This window comes from Bacillus jepli (genome assembly GCF_047238305.1).
Lineage (GTDB): Bacteria > Bacillota > Bacilli > Bacillales > Bacillaceae_L > Ferdinandcohnia.
The window spans coordinates 3,785,302-3,802,804 of sequence record NZ_JBDFMO010000001.1; the positions used below are offsets into that span (position 1 = coordinate 3,785,302).

Below are 17,503 nucleotides of genomic sequence, written 5' to 3' on the forward strand. Positions count from 1 at the left end.
GAATTACGCCTCCATTAATAATAATTGTGGATCATTTAACAAACGTTTGATTTGGTTGAGTGCGTTTTGTGCAGTAGCACCATCAATCATACGGTGGTCAAAGCTTAATGATAAAGCAAGAACTGGAGCTACAACAATTTCACCATTTTTAACAACCGGCTTCTCAGCAATTCGTCCTACTCCTAAGATAGCAACCTCAGGGTGATTAATTACTGGAGTGAACCATTGTCCACCAGCAGAACCAATATTACTGATTGTACATGAAGCACCTTTCATTTCATCTGGTGCAAGCTTACCGTCACGAGCTTTACCTGCTAATTCATTGATTTCATTTGAGATATTGAAGATAGATTTACGATCCGCATCTTTGACAACTGGAACAAGTAGACCTTTTTCTGTATCTGCAGCAATACCAATATTGAAGTAGTGCTTATGAATAATTTCGTTAGTAGCATCATCAAGTGATGTATTTAACGCAGGGAAATCACGTAACGCTGCTGTTAAAGCTTTAACGATATATGGTAGATATGTTAACTTAATACCTTTTTCAGCTGCAACAGCTTTAAATTTCTTACGGTGTGCAACCAACTCTGTCACATCTACTTCGTCCATTAATGTAACGTGAGGAGCAGTATGTTTTGAGTTTACCATTGCCTTTGCAATTGCCTTACGGATTCCACTCATCTTTTCACGAGTCTCTGGATATGTGCCAGCAGGAATTGGTTGTTTTGCAGGAGCTTTTTCTGCTTCTTGAGTAGCCGTAGCTGGAGCCTCGGTTGCTTGTGTTTCTGCAGCAACTGGTGCACCGCCAGAAATAAACGCATCAATATCCGACTTCATTATTCTACCATTATCACCGCTACCTGCAACCTTTTTGATATCCACGCCTTTTTCACGTGCATATTTACGAACAGAAGGCATTGCGATAACACGACGGTTTTCATCAACTTCTGCAGCAGGTGCATTTACTTCCGGTGCAGTCGCTGTAGCTTGCTCAGCTTGAGCTTCTTCTTTAGGAGCTTCCTCAGATTCACTACCTTTAAATTGAAGGTCTTCATATCCAGGAGCATCAAATTTAATAAGTGTATCTCCTACAATTGCAACAGTACCTTCTTCAACTAGTACTTCAAGTACTTTTCCTTTTACAGGAGAAGGAATTTCTACTACTGCTTTATCATTTTGAACCTCACAAAGAACATCGTCCTCATTTACTTCATCGCCTGGTTTTACAAACCATTTTACGATTTCACCCTCATGGATACCTTCACCGATATCTGGCAACTTAAATTCAAATGCCACGGTTTTCGCCTCCTACAAAATTAATTTCATGATTCTCCCTTTCGTAAAAAAGAGAGATCTTTTCTGAATAAAGTTAAATATGCCCTGGTGTACGGCTATACATATGATGTAATCATTCTTCTCTCGTACACCAAAGGCTGTTTATTAATAAGGGATATTATTCCCTTGTCTAATTAGAAGTTCAATACTTTCTTAGCTGTTTCCAATACATCCTTGAAGTTTGGTAACCAAACTGATTCTGCTTGTGAGAATGGATATACAGTATCAGGTGCAGTTACTCGTAATACTGGTGCTTCTAAGCTTAAAATGGCACGATCGTTAATTTCAGCTACTACGTTTGCTGCAATACCAGCTTGTTTTTGAGCTTCTTGAACAACGATTGCGCGTCCTGTTTTTTCAACAGAAGCAATGATTGTTGGAATATCTAATGGGCTAACAGTACGTAGGTCAATAACCTCTGCAGAAACGCCCTCTTTTTCTAATTCAGTTGCAGCTTTCAAGCACTCATGTACCATTGCACCATACGAAATCATAGTAAGATCAGTACCTTCGCGCTTCACTTCAGCTTTTCCAAGCTCAATTGTGTATTCACCTTCAGGAACTTCCTGACGGAATGAACGATAAAGCTTCATGTGCTCAAGGAATACAACTGGGTCATTATCACGAATGGAAGCAATTAAAAGTCCTTTTGCATCAAATGGTGTAGATGGAATAACAACCTTCACACCAGGCTGTTGAGCAATTAAACCTTCTAAGCTATCTGCGTGAAGTTCTGGAGTATGTACCCCTCCACCAAATGGTGAACGAATCGTTACAGGAGCAGTGTAACGACCACCTGAACGATAACGCATACGAGCTAATTGACCACTAATTGAATCCATTACTTCGTATACAAATCCGAAGAATTGGATTTCTGGTACTGGACGGTAGCCTTGTAAGCTTAAACCAACTGCAAGTCCACCAATACCTGATTCAGCAAGTGGTGTATCAAACACGCGATCTTCACCGAATTCAGCCTGAAGACCTTCAGTAGCACGGAACACGCCGCCGTTAACTCCAACGTCTTCACCGAAAACTAAGACATCTGGGTTATTTTTTAATTCTGTGCGTAACGCATCAGTGATTGCTTGAATCATAGTCATTTGCGCCATGGCTTACTTCGACTCCTTCGCTTTATAGATTTCCATTTGCTCCTCTAAATTTTGAGGAAGCTCTTCGAACATATGTGAAATAAGGTCAGTAACCTTTTGCTTTGGTGTTTCGTCAGCTTTTTTGATTGCGTTCTTGATGTCTTCTTTTGCTTCTTCAATGACTTGGTTTTCAATTTCTTCGTTCCAAATTCCTTTTCCTTCAAGATACTTACGGAAACGAACAAGTGGATCTTTCTTTTCCCATTCATTGTCAAGCTCTGAAGTACGATATCTAGTTGGGTCATCCCCAGCCATTGTATGTGGACCATAACGGTAAGTCATAGTCTCAATTAATGTTGGACCATCACCATTAACTGCGCGCTCACGAGCTTCTTTAACAGCTACATAAACAGCTAGTGGATCCATTCCATCAACTTGAATTCCAGGAATACCAGCTGCTACAGCTTTTTGAGCTAAAGTATGTGCCGCTGATTGTTTCTCAACAGGTGTAGAAATTGCAAAACGGTTGTTTTGAACCACAAATATTGCAGGTGCTTTGAATGCTCCAGCAAAGTTAATTCCTTCATAGAAATCACCCTGTGAAGTTCCACCGTCACCAGTATAAGTAATCGCAACTGATTTCTTACCGCGTTTTTTCATTCCCAATGCTACACCAGCACATTGTATGTATTGTGCGCCAATGATAATTTGTGGAGAAATTACATTTACTCCTTCAGGCATTTGGTTCCCATGGAAATGTCCACGTGAGAATAAGAATGCTTGGTATAATGGTAATCCATGCCAAACGATTTGAGGTACATCACGGTAACCTGGTAAAATGAAATCTTCTTTTTCTAAAGCATATTGAGATGCAAGTTGAGATGCTTCTTGACCAGCAGTAGGTGCATAGAAACCTAAGCGCCCTTGACGGTTTAATGAAATAGAGCGTTGGTCAAGGATTCGTGTATAGACCATTCTTCTCATTAATTCTTTTAATTGATCATCACTTAAATCAGGAACAGCAGCTTTATTTACCACTTCTCCTTCTTCATTTAAGATCTGAAACATAGGAAAGTTTTCAGCAACCTTATTCAGTTGCCCTTGTAAATCAAAGACATTCGCTTTAACAGCCATCTTCTTCTCGCTTCCTTTCTTACCCTATTTTCTTATTCGAATGCGCCTTTGTGCCTAACACCAAGGTGCTGCAACTTTATTATGGTGAAAAACCATTTATAAAGTTATGAATGATACAAAACATACAGCATTAGGTTACCCAAAAATATATCTTTTCAAAGACATTTTTTATCCGAATGGACATGGTCTTTAGATGTAATGACTTTCAGTAATGCTCGAAAAGGATATTCTGTTTCCTAAATGAAGCTGTATTAATTATTTTGGTAAAGCAATTAATACAACTGCTCTTTATCCATTTCCAAGTTTACAACAATGTAAGAGAGTCGTCAAATTGTTTGTTTACTGTTTTATCTCTTGTCCACAAAAAAATATATTTTGGGATTATTATCCATTTTTAAAAACTGTACCAGTACACATTTGTCATCTGTATCATAAAAAATGAAATTCCCACCTTAAAATTCTAAAAACGCCCTAAGAAAAAGGACTACCAACATTGGTAGCCCTTTCACACAGTATCTTATTCTTTCTCTTTAAAAACAACCTCTAGTCCTGCATTTTTATAAAATGAAACCTTTGTGTTGTTGTATTGGTCAGTGAGTTTATTAAAAGCCTCATTTGCCGCAACCACCTTTTCATAGGTCTCATTAATGAGATTGATTTGTTGCTCTAGCTCATCTAATGTCAATTCTTCATTTTGAAACATTTCATATAATTTTTTATCATATCCAATGGCTTCTGTATAAGATGAGTACAATTCCTCATAGCTCTCATACCGCTGATTCATAACCGAAACTAAATCATCTGCTTCTTCCTTAACACTTTCTTCCTTTATCTCAGAAATAAAAGAATCCACTTTTTGAAACTCTTTTTTAGATGCCTTGATGCTTTCATGTTCATTGTTAATTCTTGTTTCACGTTCAGACACAATACCTAGAGCTTCTTTAGATAACGTAACAATTTGATCAAATTCTTTCATTCCCAATGTTAAAATTTCATCATAAAGCTCTTTTTCTCTTTTCTCTAATTCGACTAATGGTTCTTGTTGTTCTTCAAAGTCCTTCTCAACTGTGACAACTTTTTCTAAGGCCTCATAAATTTGTTCTTCAGGTGATGGTCCATTTACACATCCCATTAAGAGAAAAATCATACAAAGTAAAACAAATGACAATTTAAACGTTTTATTTTTCACGATCTGTTCCCCCTTAGCTACTTACAATATACTATATAATAATAGGTTTTCATAACATAAATTTTGGGTTTGCATATATTTTAATTATATTTAGTCGCGAAAGCTTTAGAACAAGGTTGTCCTCTTCTTTTTTATTTCAAAATCCTAAGACCTTTGTTAAACTAATACTACAAAAAGCATCAAGAGCAGGAAGTGATTACAATGATTACAATGGATAATATAATCCGTGAAGGACACCCAACATTGCGTCAAATCGCAAAAGAAGTGGCTTTACCTCCATCACCTGATGACCGAAAAATTTTGGAAGAACTACTCCAATATGTAAAAAACAGTCAGGACCCAGAAATGGCAGAAAAATATGGCTTAAGACCTGGAATTGGGCTTGCAGCACCACAAATTAATGTGTCAAAGCGTATGATTGCCGTACATTTAAGAGAAGATGAAGTGCTTTATAGCATTGCTTTGTTCAATCCAAAGATTATCAGTCATTCAGTTAAAAAGAGTTATTTAACAGCCGGTGAGGGCTGCTTATCCGTTGACCGTGCTGTACCAGGCTATGTTCCCCGTTACGCAAAAATTAAGGTCAAAGGAACTAGTTTAGATGGCGAAGAAATTATTGTAGAGCTTAAAGGTCTTCCAGCCATTTGTTTTCAACATGAGATTGATCATTTAAATGGTGTTATGTTTTATGATCATATTAATATGGAAAATCCTTTTGCAGAACCAGAAAATGCAATTCCAATTGAACGTTAATTTGAAGTATCGATATGCCAAGCATGTCGATGTTTTTTTGTTCACTTCCAGTATTTTTCCATGATAAACATCCTTTTTTTCCACATACTAAAGACAAACTTTAAAACCATCGCATCGTTTTTGAAATGTTTAAAGTCTGAGAAAAAAGGAGATGATAGTCATGCTTAAAAAGTTACGGAAAAAATTAATAAAGCAATGGCAGGATTTATTAAAAAGGAAGTCAATTGCGTAATTCATAAAGGCTATTTTCGTAAACTTTGTTGTTTTTGGATATGATTGTGCGAAGGGACACAGTAATTAATGACCTTCCTGTGATTTCAGCGGATGGTACGAGACTCCTGCGGGAATAGCGAGCCAAGCGAGACCCCGCAGTGAAGCGAGGAGGCTTGCGGATCGCCCGCGGAAAGCGAGTACCAGGAGCGGAAATCACCCTACGTTTTAAAAGCAACAATCTTTTAGAAATGAGTCTTCATTAAAGAGAAAGACAATAGAGCCCTTCGTGTTTCGGAGGGCTTGTTATGTACTACAATTAATATTAATGATATAATATATTTTTAGGTGTACGGTGGATTAAATCTTCGATTTCCAATTAGTTTTATTCGAAAATTCATAGTCTTTCCCCCTAAGCTACATCCTCTATTTACCTATCAGGTATACATTTGATAAGAAATATTTAGGAAAAGAAAGAAAAAACATGAAAATCATGTTATATTTTTATATAATAGAAAAAGTTACTCTAACTTTCGGAAATTAAGGAGAGATTTGGCAATGATATTTAAAGTTTACTACCAAGAAGATGCTTATGAAGTTCCTGTAAGAGAAAATACAAAAACAATGTTTATTGAAGCAGAATCACAAGTTGAGGTTCGCCAAAAATTAAAGGAACGGAAAATTAACATTGAATATATTCAACGGGTGGAAGGGGCCTTTCTTGAATATGAAAAACTAAATGAAGATTATAAAGTATTGGAGATTTGATGAATGATGAAATTTGTTAAGAACGATCAAACAGCTGTTTTCGCCTTAGGTGGACTTGGGGAAATCGGTAAAAACACTTATGGCGTGCAGTTCCAGGATGAAATTATCCTGATCGATGCTGGAATTAAGTTTCCAGAGGACGAGCTGTTGGGAATCGACTATGTGATTCCTGATTACAGCTATCTTGTTAAGAACGAAGAAAAGATTAAGGGTTTATTTATTACTCATGGTCATGAAGACCATATTGGAGGTATTCCTTATTTACTACGTGAAATAAATATACCCATATATGGTGGAAAGCTTGCCCTCGGTTTAATTCGAAACAAATTAGAAGAGCACGGGCTACTCCGTCAGGCAAAGCTAATCGAGATTAAAGAGGATGACATCATAAAGTTCCGTAAAACATCGGTTACTTTTTTCAGAACAACTCATAGTATTCCTGACTCTTACGGGATTGTGGTAAAAACTCCTCCTGGACAAATCGTACATACAGGAGATTTCAAGTTTGACTTCACACCTGTCGGGGAACCTGCAAACCTCCAAAAAATGGCGGAAATAGGTAAGGATGGGGTTCTATGTTTACTGTCTGATAGTACGAATGCGGAGATTCCTAATTTCACGATGTCTGAAAGACGTGTGGGCGAAAGTATTCAAGATATTTTTCGTAAGGTTGATGGTCGGATCATTTTTGCGACTTTCGCATCCAATATTCATCGTCTTCAACAAGTGGTTGAAGCTGCGGTTAAAAACGACCGAAAAATTGCGGTTTTCGGAAGAAGTATGGAATCGGCAATCACAATTGGGTACGATCTCGGTTATATCCAATGCCCAAAAGACACTTTTGTAGATGCAAACCAAATCAACCGCCTTCCTGCTAATAAAGTGGTTATTCTATGTACAGGAAGTCAAGGTGAACCAATGGCAGCCCTTTCAAGAATTGCAAATGGTACTCACCGACAAATTCAAATCAATCCTGGGGATACAGTTGTATTTTCATCCTCCCCTATTCCTGGAAATACATTGAGTGTTAGTCGTATCATTAATATGCTTTATCGTGCAGGAGCCGATGTGATTCATGGACCGCTTAGCGACATCCATACATCCGGACACGGAGGGCAGGAAGAGCAAAAATTAATGCTTCGTCTCATGCAACCAAAATACTTTATGCCAATTCACGGCGAATATCGTATGCAAATCATGCATGCAAAATCCGCTGTAGATTGTGGTGTATTTAAGGAAAATTGCTTCATTATGGATAATGGTGAAGTTCTTGCGCTAAGCGAGAATGAAGCGTCTGTAGCTGGTAAAATCCCTTCAGGCAATGTGTATATAGATGGTAGTGGAATCGGTGATATTGGTAACATCGTTTTACGCGACCGCCGCATCCTTTCTGAAGAAGGTCTTGTTATTGTTGTGGTAAGTATTAATATGAAAGACTTTAAGATTGCAGCAGGTCCTGATTTAATTTCTCGTGGATTTGTGTACATGCGTGAATCTGGAGATTTAATCAATGATGCGCAAAGCTTGATATCTAAGCATTTAAACAAAGTAATGGAGCGCCGTACAACACAATGGTCTGAGATTAAAAATGAAATCACAGATACTCTTGCTCCTTTCCTATATGAAAAGACAAAACGCCGTCCGATGATATTACCAATCATTATGGAAGTTTAATTCGTTTTCATGTACCCTTATATTCAATGTTGATCTCCCACTGAGGTATCCTCAGTGGGTTTTTAAATAAAAAAAACGCCTCAAATGAGACGTTTATTCTTCGATTAAGTTTTTTTCGAAACGACTGATGTCTGTATCAGCTCCGATAATGATTAAAATATCTCCTTTATGAATTTGTTCGGTTGCTTGAGGAGAAACAATAATATCCCTTCCTCTTTTCATCGCTACGATGGTTACCCCATAGTTTGCACGAACATCTAATTCAATTAAAGATTTCCCATCAATTTTCTGCCCTGCAACAATTTCAATAATGCTATGCTCATCTGAAAGCTCTAAATAATCTAGTACATTATTTGAAATGATATTATGAGCAATTCGTTTCCCCATATCACGTTCTGGGTGGACAATTCGATCTGCACCAATTTTACTTAAGATTTTCTCATGGTAATCGTTTTGTGCCTTTACCCAAATTTGTTTAACCCCTAATTCTTTTAGGATAATGGTAGTTAATATACTTGCCTTTAAGTTATCCCCGATTGCCACAATGACAAGGTCAAAATTACGAATCCCAATGCTTTTGAGGACAGTTTCATCGGTGGAATCCCCTACAACCGCATGAGAGGCGATTGTTGAATACTCGTTCACTTTATCTTCATCAATGTCCATGGCCATAACTTCCATGCCTTCTTCACTTAATGCCCGGCATATACTTCCTCCGAAACGCCCTAGGCCAATGACCGCAAATTCCTTTTTATTCACTACTATTCCCCCATCAATTTGATGATACCATTGATTGTAACATAATTATTTACTATTGTGGAAGCACCATATATTCCTTCCCTTATCCACAAGTTAAAAAAATGAAAGGACAATTTTTATCGTCCTTTCATTCTTTTGTTTATATTGCTTCAAGCATCTTAAATTGCGCCTTGACTAAACCGAAATATTCTCCTTGTTGTTTCATAAGTTCGTCATGGTTTCCTTGTTCAATAATTTCGCCATGGTCTAATACAAAAATATTGTCAGCTTCACGAATCGTTGAAAGTCTATGGGCGATAATAATTGCCGTCCGATCCTTTAATAGTTGCTTCAGAGCCTGTTGGATTTTCACCTCAGTTTCTGTATCGATACTAGCTGTAGCTTCATCTAGTATTAATATTTTCGGATCTGCTAGAAGTGCTCGGGCAAAAGATAATAATTGTCGTTCACCCACTGATAAGATATTTCCTCTCTCCTCAACTTCTGTATCATACCCATTAATAAGCTTCTCAATAAACTGATGAGCTCCCACTGCTTTTGCAGCTTCGATAACCTCTTCATCGGTTGCATCTGGTCGACCAAAGCGAATATTATCTTTAATTGTACCTGAAAAAATAAATGTATCCTGAAGTACAACACTTATTTGGGAACGAACACTTTGAAGCGATAGTTCTTTAATATCAATTCCATCAATTCGAACTTCCCCGCTTGTCGCATCGTAAAAACGGCTTATTAAATTGGCTATTGTTGTTTTACCCGATCCGGTATGTCCTACTAGAGCAACTGTTTGACCCGCTTCCATCGTTAAAGAAATACCTTTTAACGCTTTTCGGCTATCGTCATATGAAAATTCAACATTATTAAATTCAACCTTTCCTTTCATATCGGTTAGGTGAATCGCATTTTCTTTTTCACCAACGATTGGCTTTTCATCGATAAATTCAAAAATGCGTTCAGATGAAGCCATCCCTACTAATAGTTGATTATACACTTGACCTAAACGAGAAATCGGCTCCCAGAACATCCCTAAGTAAAAGGCAAAAGAAACGAAAACCCCAACAGTTAATCCATTGTCCTGAATCAACATTGCCCCAAACCAAATGAGAATCGCTGTTCCAACCGCATTCGTCATTTCAACAAACGGACGGAACATTGCGTTTTTCTGAGTTGCCATTCTCCAACTTTCAAAGTTTTCATTGTTAATACCATCAAAGAATTCTATATTTTCTCTTTCCTGCGTAAACGCTTGTGTTACCCGTATCCCCTGAATACTTTCATTCAAATGGGAGTTAAGCATAGATTGTTTTATCCGCACTGTCTGCCATGATCTTCTAATATTTCTTCTTAATTTTGTTGTGATTAAGACCATCAAAGGTAGAATAATCAAGATAGCCAGTGTAAGTTTTGGACTTAATCCAAAAAGAATAAAAATAACACCAAATAAAAGAACAAAGTCCATTAATAGATTGATAACCCCATTGGTGAATAATTCTTGAAGGGAATTTACATCATTAAGGATTCGCACTAATATAGAACCCGCTGATCGCTTGTCAAAAAAGCGGTGTGAAAGTCCTTGGACATGTGTAAAGAGATGTTTTCGTAAATCGTAAATGATATTTTGACCTAACATATTCGTCCATTTAATTCTATAAATATTGGCTACATAATTGATTGCATATAAGCCAGTAATCGTCACAACTAAGATAATTAATAAATTCGTATCTTTATTTGCAATTGCATGGTCGATTGTATACTTACCGATTAAAATCGGGGCAATTAACCTTACCGCAGTTGTAAGTAATACCATGATAATAGCGAGTGGTAATAAAGTCTTAGAATATGGTTTCATATACGCTAGTAATCGAAGCATTTGCTTCCAGTTAAACGGTTTTTCAATTACTGTATCGCTTGAATAATGGAAGCGATGTTTTATATCTTGTTTTTCTTCCTGGGACATTTCATCTCACCTACCTATCCGACTTGTGACTCTAGGACCACTTTTTGATCCTTATATTGAATTTCATAAATACGTTGATATGGTCCCTCATTTTTCAATAATTCTTCGTGTGTTCCACGTTCCACGATGACCCCATTATCTAATACTAAAATTTCATCAGCATGTTTCAAAGAAGAGATTCGATGAGCAATGATAAAGGTTGTGCGTCCTTTCATAACTTCCTTTAAGTCTTGCTGTATCTTGAATTCTGTTTCCATATCGACCGCACTTGTGGCATCATCTAGAATCAAAATACTTGGATCAATGCAAATGGAACGAGCAATTGCAATCCGTTGCTTTTGTCCTCCTGATAATCCCATACCGCGTTCACCTAACATCGTATCATAACCATTTGGTAGCTCCATGATGAACTCATGTGCTTGTGCTCGTTTTGCTGCATCAATAATTTCTTCCATGGATGCATTCGGCTTTCCATAGGCAATATTAGCACGGATTGTTGACGAGAATAAGAACGATTCTTGCATTACAAAACCAATATTACTTCGTAAGGTGTGAATGGAATAATCGGTTATATTTCTACCATCAATTAATACTTGCCCCTGTACCGGTTCATAAAATCTCGTCATCAGCTGAGTAATACTTGTTTTTCCAGAGCCAGTAGCCCCAATTAAGCCAACTACCTTACCTGGTTCAGCTGTAAAGGAAATGGACTCAAGGGCTGTCTCATCATCCTCAGTGTATTTTAGGGTAACATCTTTAAATTCAACATGACCCTGTAATTTTTCTTGCGTGAGCACATCTTCACCGTCAACAATTTTCTCATCGACCTCAAGAATTTCTAAAAGGCGTTCTCCTGAAGCTTTTGCTTGGGAAAACATGTTGATAATAAATCCAAGGTTCATGATTGGATTAAGTAAATACCACACTAAACTAAAAAAGGCGACAAGTTCACCATGTGAAACTGCACCATCAATAACTAAATATCCTCCATATGAAAGAAGTGCAACGACACAGACATTACCGATAAACTCCATTAATGGGAAGAATTTCGCCCAAATCTTAGAAGTTGCAAGTGAAACATCGCGATATCCCTCGTTAGATTGATTAAATTTATTGATTTGAAACTCTTCACGTGATAATGATTTAACTGTATTTATTCCACTAATATTTTCTTGGACATTTGTATTCAAGCGCCCAAAGGTTTTTCGAACCTTTCGAAAAGCTGGGTGAACACGTTTGTCAAAGCGATAGACAACAATCGCTAAAAATGGCAATGCCATAATTGTTACGAAAGTGAGTGGAACAGAGTAGGAAAACATGACCATTAAGCTGAAGACAATTAAAAGTGTAAAGCGAAGTAATTCCGCAAATCCAAATGATAGGAAGAATCGAAACCCTTCAACATCTGCTGTTAAGCGTGACATGAGATCCCCTGTTTTCGCATTGTCATAGTAGCTAAACGATAATCGTTGAAGCTTTTCATATAATGCATTTCTTACCTTATATACAGTAGTTATTCCAAATAAATCCCCTAGATATTGGTTGAAATATGTAGCTACCCCCTTAATAACCATAATGGCAATGAAACCTAGAGCAAGATATGGTACAAGCTGATAGTTGCCTGCTCGGAAAACTTCATCAATGGTTAACTGAAGCACAATTGGATACACAACTGTAATTCCTGTCACAAAAATCATTGCAAATAATGACCAGAAAAAATACTTTCGATACGGCCAATAAAACCCCCTTAATTTCTTAAAGGTCTCCATTAAACTCCCCCCTTGCTGTTTACAAAAACATGAAGAAAATGTTAAAAAACTACGTAACATATAATATATCGGTTTTCGAAATAAATTACTAGTGTATTATCTGAAAATCTTAAATTTTTTCTATAAAGAGATAAAAAAACAAGACCAAGTCAAAAAATCTTGGTCTTGTTTGCTATTATTATTTTTGGTCTGCCTTCTTAAGTTTCCTCTAGAACACGATTAACACGTTTTGTTAGCATCTTCATTCCACTACCACCGGCTTGGAAGTGACGAAGCTTACCTTCTTTATCAAACACATAATAAGCAGGAACATATTGATTTTCAAATTTATCATTTAGTTTAAGCTCACTGTCAACGAAAATGGGCTGGGTGATGTTATGTTGTTGGGCTACTTGCTTGATTTCATCTAAATCAAGATCATTTTCAGATCTTGGCATGTGAACAGCAACAACATTTAATTTATCTTTATATTGGTCGCGGAATTCATTGACCTGCGGCATAGCTTCTTTACAAAGACCACAGCTGATTGACCAGAAATGAATGAGCGTAGGCTTATCACCAACTAGGTCAGACTTACTGACATCACCGTTAAACCAAGCCTTTGCACCTTCAAGCTCAGGCATTTGTTCACGTAATTTCATAGCTTATTTCCTCCAAACTTATGGAATAAAGGGCTTAACAGAATGTTAGTCCATGCTAACGGTACCCTTACACATTTAGTGTAGCTTGACCTGGTCTCCAGTTAGCTGGGCATAGTCCACCAGTTTGAAGAGCTTGGAGAACACGTAAAGTTTCGTCAACGTCACGACCGATGTTGTTGTGGTTTACGACTGAATACATCATTTCACCTTCTGGGCTGATGATGAAAAGACCACGAAGTGCAACACCTTCTTCTTCGATTAGAACGCCATATTCTTTAGAAACAGCGTGGTTCGTGTCAGCAGCTAATGGATAATTAAGATCACCTAAGCCATTGTCTTTACGGTCTGTGTGAATCCAAGCTAAGTGTGTGTGAATTGTATCAGTAGAAGCGCCAATAACAACTGCATCTAAATCATCAAACTCGTCAAAGCGATCAGACATTGCAGTGATTTCTGTTGGACAGACGAAAGTGAAATCCATTGGATAGAAGAATAATACAGTCCACTTGTCATTTTTCATATTTTCTTCAAGACTTACTTTACCAAATTCTTTGTTTGGCATAACAGCGTCCATTTCAAAACGCGGTGCTTGTTTACCTACCATACGTTCTGCCATATGTAAGACCTCCAACTATTTTTATAAGTAGATTGATAACGTCCATATCCATATCTTGTATAACCAAATAAGGCTTGGATTAAACATGATAAGTGTTAACAAAGAAACCGCTGTCGATTCAACCAATATGTTGTCGTATTTTAAAAATTAATTAATCTTAACAAGCTTTTTAAAATTACAAAAAACCTCATTAAAAAGACTAGGTGATGTACCTAGTCTTGTTTTCTTCTTCTATAATTGTCATTTACGCTTGTCCTAAACGACTCTCCACTTGCTGACAAACCTCATCAGCAGATAGGCCATTTGCTTCAATAACCGGACCTTTCATAACAGTATCAGCCATACCCATCACATTCGAATCTAAACCTGTAACAACGCAACAGTCACAGTTTTGTGCATCACTTTCCTGTTTTAACTGAACAACATCATAGCCTTTTTCTTGAAGAGCTTGCTGAACATTTGTTAGAGAGCCTTCAACTCCAATTTTCGCCATTAATCATCCACCTCCTCATATATGTAATTTGTCACAATCACACTGTGATTATTCTACACATATTTGAAGATTGCATTCATAGTAAGGGCAAATTTATAAAGTATCTACGTTTTCCTTGATCATTTCCACAAAGGCTTGAACCTGTTTAAGTTCAAATGCATAATCATAACCAACGAGCCATGTATCCCGTTTCATTGGTTCATTGTTTTCGTTCATTAACGGAATTTTATAGATATTTTTCGTTTCCTCATCATTTAAAGTGACTGACGGCAAGATCGCATAGCCAATTCCATTTAAAGTCATTTGTTTACATGTTTCAATTTGATCAACCACTATTGTTCGGCGTGGTGTTGACTGAAAGGTTCGATGCCACCATTCTTGAATTTCTTGATAATAGGTTGAGTCACTTTTAAATTGTATAAACGGCCGATCGGTTTCCCATACCTGTTCAATTTTTTGGATCTCTTTATCGACCATATACATGGTATCTGTTAATAAATGGTGTTTTGCACCCTTCCAGTCAGGTTTACCACGAATGATTCCTATATGTACAGTGTCATCATAAAGGTTTTTTAAAATTTCACTACTCCAGCCAGTAATTAACGAAATTTTTGCATGTGGATATTTATTTACATATTTCTTTAAAACCTTGGGAAGCCAATTTTGTCCGATGATGGATGCGCACGCAATTTTTAAAGTCCCATGCACTTCTTGATTTAATCCTTGAAGCTGCTCCCTTATTTTCTCCTCTTTTTCTACAACCTCTTTTGCAAAATCAATAATTTTTTCTCCCGCAGGTGTGGGCGTTAGCCCTTTCTGGGAACGAATAAAAATCTTTGTATTCCACGCTTTTTCAATCGTTTGAAGACGTTGAGATAGCGCTGGCTGTGTTACAAATAAACGCTCAGAAGCTTTTCGCATATTTAATTCAGATGATAGTACAACTAATAATTGAAATTCGGAAAATTGCACACTTGTTCCTCCCTGACTACAGGTATAAGTTTTACTTATAGTATAATTTATATAACGCTAAATTTCATTAATAACAGAAGAAAACCTCCATTTTCAATATGGAGGTTTTTGAAACTTTATTTGATTTTAAGTTGTTTATCCAATTGTTTTAAGATTGCACGACGGGTAAAAATACCCTCAAATACTAATTCATCATTTTCCACACATACAAATGGGTGATCAATGACTAAATGAAGACCTTTTAAAACATTGTCATTAAGGTTCAACCGTGGAATTTCCCTATTCATTACTTCTTCAACTTTCATTTTCTCTAGACGTTCAAATTCAATTCGTTCTAATCCAAGGATTGAGTCTAGGATATGAGTTGAGCTGATTAATCCGTGTAGTTTATATTTTGGATCTAATACTGGAACGGCGGTATAACCGGTTTTCGTAAGGACTAAAAGTGCGTGCTCTAGGTTATTTCCAATTTGAACGTGCGCAACTTTATCTGCAGGAATAAGCATGTTATTAATTGTTGTTTCAAACAAATTTTCACTTTGAAGACCAAACATGTAAGCCTCACAACCTCACATCGTAATTATTTTTCATATGTTCCCAGATTTCTATTATTCATGCTCCACCTCTATTTTACCATAATTTAATATGGATAACTTGTATTATTTTGCAACTGGGTATTATGAAAGGTTGCTAAAAAAAATGGTTCGGCAATGCGCCGAACCTTTACGGTGATGTTTTAGCTAATTAAATCAAAAATTTCGATTGCGATCATATCGATATTATCGAATTGATATGTTTTGGGTTTTTCCCCTTGCTGGTATACTTCAAGTTCAAAAGTACTTGTTTTGTTAAAATATTTTACACTGCACTTTCTTTCACCATTCACTTCAAAAAAACGTTGAGGTGGCTCCCCACCATTTGCATTTTCCTGAAGACTTATAAGGCGAGAAATAATTCCTTGCAACTGTGACATAAGTGCCTCTCCTTTCGTATGCATAAAGCCTATTTCATTTTAGGATTGAGCAATATCCATTCTTCTATCCACATTTTTCGAACGGAGCAATATTATCAGAATATTGTATTCAATACCTTTACATAACTACTATGTAACAATACAATAAAATTAGCTATGAAACAATAAAAAAGTGGGAGGAAAACATGTCAAATCTTACGCAACTAAATGAGCGAATATTTTTAATTGATGCACATGATTTGGGAAGAAAAGCACGAACTGGTTCTTACATAATAAAAGAGGGAAAAATTACAATAGTTGAAACGAGTGCAAGCCCATCCATCCCTTACATTTTAGAGGGGTTAAAAGAACTTGAAATCCACCCATATGAAGTTGAATATATTATTGTCACTCATATTCATTTAGACCATGCAGGAGGTGCTGGACTCCTCTTACAGCATTGCCCAAATGCAAAGGTGGTTGTTCATCCAAAAGGAGCTAGGCACTTAGCTGATCCCAGCCGTTTAATTGCAGGTGCCAGAGCGGTTTATGGAGAGGACTTTGATACGTTATTTAATCCAATTTTACCAATTCCTGAGGAAAAGCTTTTTGTGAAAGAAGATCAGGAAGAACTTACAATTGGATCAAATTGCACACTTGTTTTTTATGATTCACCAGGCCATGCTAATCATCATTTCAGCATTTTTGACCCTGTTAGTAACGGTATTTTTACTGGTGATACAATCGGTGTTTATTATCATGAGCTTGTAAAAGATGATATTGAACTCATTTTACCATCTACCACACCTAATCAATTCCGACCTGATGCCATGATAGAATCTGCTGAAAAAATAAAATCGCTAGGAGTTACAACTATTTATTTTGGTCATTATGGGATGACTACAAATGTGAATGAAGTATATAAACAACTCTCGTTTTGGTTACCTATTTTTGTTAATGCTGGGAAACAATCATTTGCTGAACATCCATCAGCAAGTCCAATTGAGCATAAAAAAAGAATCAAGGAACTGATTCTTAATGAGGTTACCTCCTATCTTGATGAACGGAATGTGCCAAGGAATCATGACGTATACGAAATAATTGGACTTGACCTTGATATATGTTCGATGGGAATTGTTGATTACCTCTTAAAAATAAAATAGAAATCCCATCTGGGATTTCTATTT

17 protein-coding genes are annotated in these 17,503 nt (G+C 36.8%); 4 read left to right on the forward strand and 13 right to left on the reverse strand.

All coding sequences use genetic code 11. The features are described 5' to 3' along the window. Window positions 1-3 precede the first annotated feature (3 nt). The 4 genes from ABC371_RS19380 to ABC371_RS19395 all read right to left on the reverse strand — a co-directional run bounded on the left by ABC371_RS19380 (window position 4) and on the right by ABC371_RS19395 (window position 4,752). Window positions 4-1,299 carry a dihydrolipoamide acetyltransferase family protein gene (locus ABC371_RS19380; RefSeq protein WP_412898286.1) on the reverse strand — a complete coding sequence of 432 codons (1,296 nt, stop codon included), beginning with the start codon at window positions 1,297-1,299 and terminating at the stop codon, window positions 4-6. Between the two features lie 173 nt (window positions 1,300-1,472). Next, on the reverse strand, window positions 1,473-2,450 hold the full coding sequence (locus ABC371_RS19385; RefSeq protein WP_412898287.1) for an alpha-ketoacid dehydrogenase subunit beta: 978 nt from the start codon (window positions 2,448-2,450) through the stop codon (window positions 1,473-1,475). A 3-nt stretch (window positions 2,451-2,453) separates the two neighbouring features. Further along, on the reverse strand, window positions 2,454-3,563 hold the full coding sequence (pdhA, locus tag ABC371_RS19390) for a pyruvate dehydrogenase (acetyl-transferring) E1 component subunit alpha (RefSeq protein ID WP_412898288.1): 1,110 nt from the start codon (window positions 3,561-3,563) through the stop codon (window positions 2,454-2,456). A gap of 517 nt (window positions 3,564-4,080) precedes the next feature. Continuing rightward, window positions 4,081-4,752 carry a YkyA family protein gene (locus tag ABC371_RS19395; RefSeq protein ID WP_412898289.1) on the reverse strand — a complete coding sequence of 224 codons (672 nt, stop codon included), beginning with the start codon at window positions 4,750-4,752 and terminating at the stop codon, window positions 4,081-4,083. A 201-nt stretch (window positions 4,753-4,953) separates the two neighbouring features. Between ABC371_RS19395 and def the strand changes: the two genes are divergently transcribed. From def to rnjA, 3 genes are all read left to right on the forward strand, one after another. Then, window positions 4,954-5,505 carry a peptide deformylase gene (gene def / locus ABC371_RS19400; RefSeq protein ID WP_412898290.1) on the forward strand — a complete coding sequence of 184 codons (552 nt, stop codon included), beginning with the start codon at window positions 4,954-4,956 and terminating at the stop codon, window positions 5,503-5,505. 768 nt (window positions 5,506-6,273) lie between these two features. Further along, the gene (locus tag ABC371_RS19405) at window positions 6,274-6,483 is read left to right on the forward strand and encodes a DNA-dependent RNA polymerase subunit epsilon (RefSeq protein WP_136380595.1); all 210 of its coding nucleotides are present in this window, start codon (window positions 6,274-6,276) and stop codon (window positions 6,481-6,483) included. A 6-nt stretch (window positions 6,484-6,489) separates the two neighbouring features. Continuing rightward, window positions 6,490-8,157 (forward strand): ribonuclease J1, encoded by a 1,668-nt coding sequence (gene rnjA / locus ABC371_RS19410; protein WP_412899397.1) that lies wholly within the window; start codon window positions 6,490-6,492, stop codon window positions 8,155-8,157. Window positions 8,158-8,250: 93 nt separating this feature from the next. On the opposite strand, the gene ABC371_RS19415 is transcribed toward rnjA, so the two are convergent. The 9 genes from ABC371_RS19415 to ABC371_RS19455 form a co-directional block, all read right to left on the reverse strand. After that, window positions 8,251-8,916: a potassium channel family protein gene (locus ABC371_RS19415; protein ID WP_412898291.1), complete on the reverse strand. Its 666-nt coding sequence runs from the start codon at window positions 8,914-8,916 to the stop codon at window positions 8,251-8,253. 139 nt (window positions 8,917-9,055) lie between these two features. Then, window positions 9,056-10,873, reverse strand: coding sequence for an ABC transporter ATP-binding protein (locus tag ABC371_RS19420; protein ID WP_412898292.1), 1,818 nt, complete (start codon window positions 10,871-10,873; stop codon window positions 9,056-9,058). 14 nt (window positions 10,874-10,887) lie between these two features. Next, the gene (locus tag ABC371_RS19425) at window positions 10,888-12,642 is read right to left on the reverse strand and encodes an ABC transporter ATP-binding protein (RefSeq protein ID WP_412898293.1); all 1,755 of its coding nucleotides are present in this window, start codon (window positions 12,640-12,642) and stop codon (window positions 10,888-10,890) included. 197 nt (window positions 12,643-12,839) lie between these two features. Then, entirely contained in the window at window positions 12,840-13,283 is a 444-nt protein-coding gene (locus ABC371_RS19430; RefSeq protein ID WP_412898294.1) for a TlpA disulfide reductase family protein, read from the reverse strand. 67 nt (window positions 13,284-13,350) lie between these two features. Next, window positions 13,351-13,899 (reverse strand): peroxiredoxin, encoded by a 549-nt coding sequence (locus ABC371_RS19435; RefSeq protein ID WP_412898295.1) that lies wholly within the window; start codon window positions 13,897-13,899, stop codon window positions 13,351-13,353. 244 nt (window positions 13,900-14,143) lie between these two features. Continuing rightward, window positions 14,144-14,392, reverse strand: coding sequence for a YkuS family protein (locus tag ABC371_RS19440; RefSeq protein WP_412898296.1), 249 nt, complete (start codon window positions 14,390-14,392; stop codon window positions 14,144-14,146). Between the two features lie 93 nt (window positions 14,393-14,485). Beyond that, the gene (gene ccpC, locus ABC371_RS19445; protein ID WP_412898297.1) at window positions 14,486-15,364 is read right to left on the reverse strand and encodes a transcriptional regulator CcpC; all 879 of its coding nucleotides are present in this window, start codon (window positions 15,362-15,364) and stop codon (window positions 14,486-14,488) included. Window positions 15,365-15,480: 116 nt separating this feature from the next. Further along, window positions 15,481-15,918, reverse strand: a complete 438-nt coding sequence (gene cbpB, locus ABC371_RS19450) for a cyclic-di-AMP-binding protein CbpB (RefSeq protein ID WP_412898298.1) — start codon at window positions 15,916-15,918, stop codon at window positions 15,481-15,483. 182 nt (window positions 15,919-16,100) lie between these two features. Further along, the gene (locus ABC371_RS19455; RefSeq protein ID WP_121445041.1) at window positions 16,101-16,337 is read right to left on the reverse strand and encodes a YkuJ family protein; all 237 of its coding nucleotides are present in this window, start codon (window positions 16,335-16,337) and stop codon (window positions 16,101-16,103) included. Between the two features lie 185 nt (window positions 16,338-16,522). Between ABC371_RS19455 and ABC371_RS19460 the strand changes: the two genes are divergently transcribed. Then, a complete protein-coding gene (locus ABC371_RS19460) occupies window positions 16,523-17,479 on the forward strand; it encodes an MBL fold metallo-hydrolase (RefSeq protein ID WP_412898299.1) in 957 nt (318 codons plus the stop codon). Window positions 17,480-17,503: the final 24 nt, after the last annotated feature.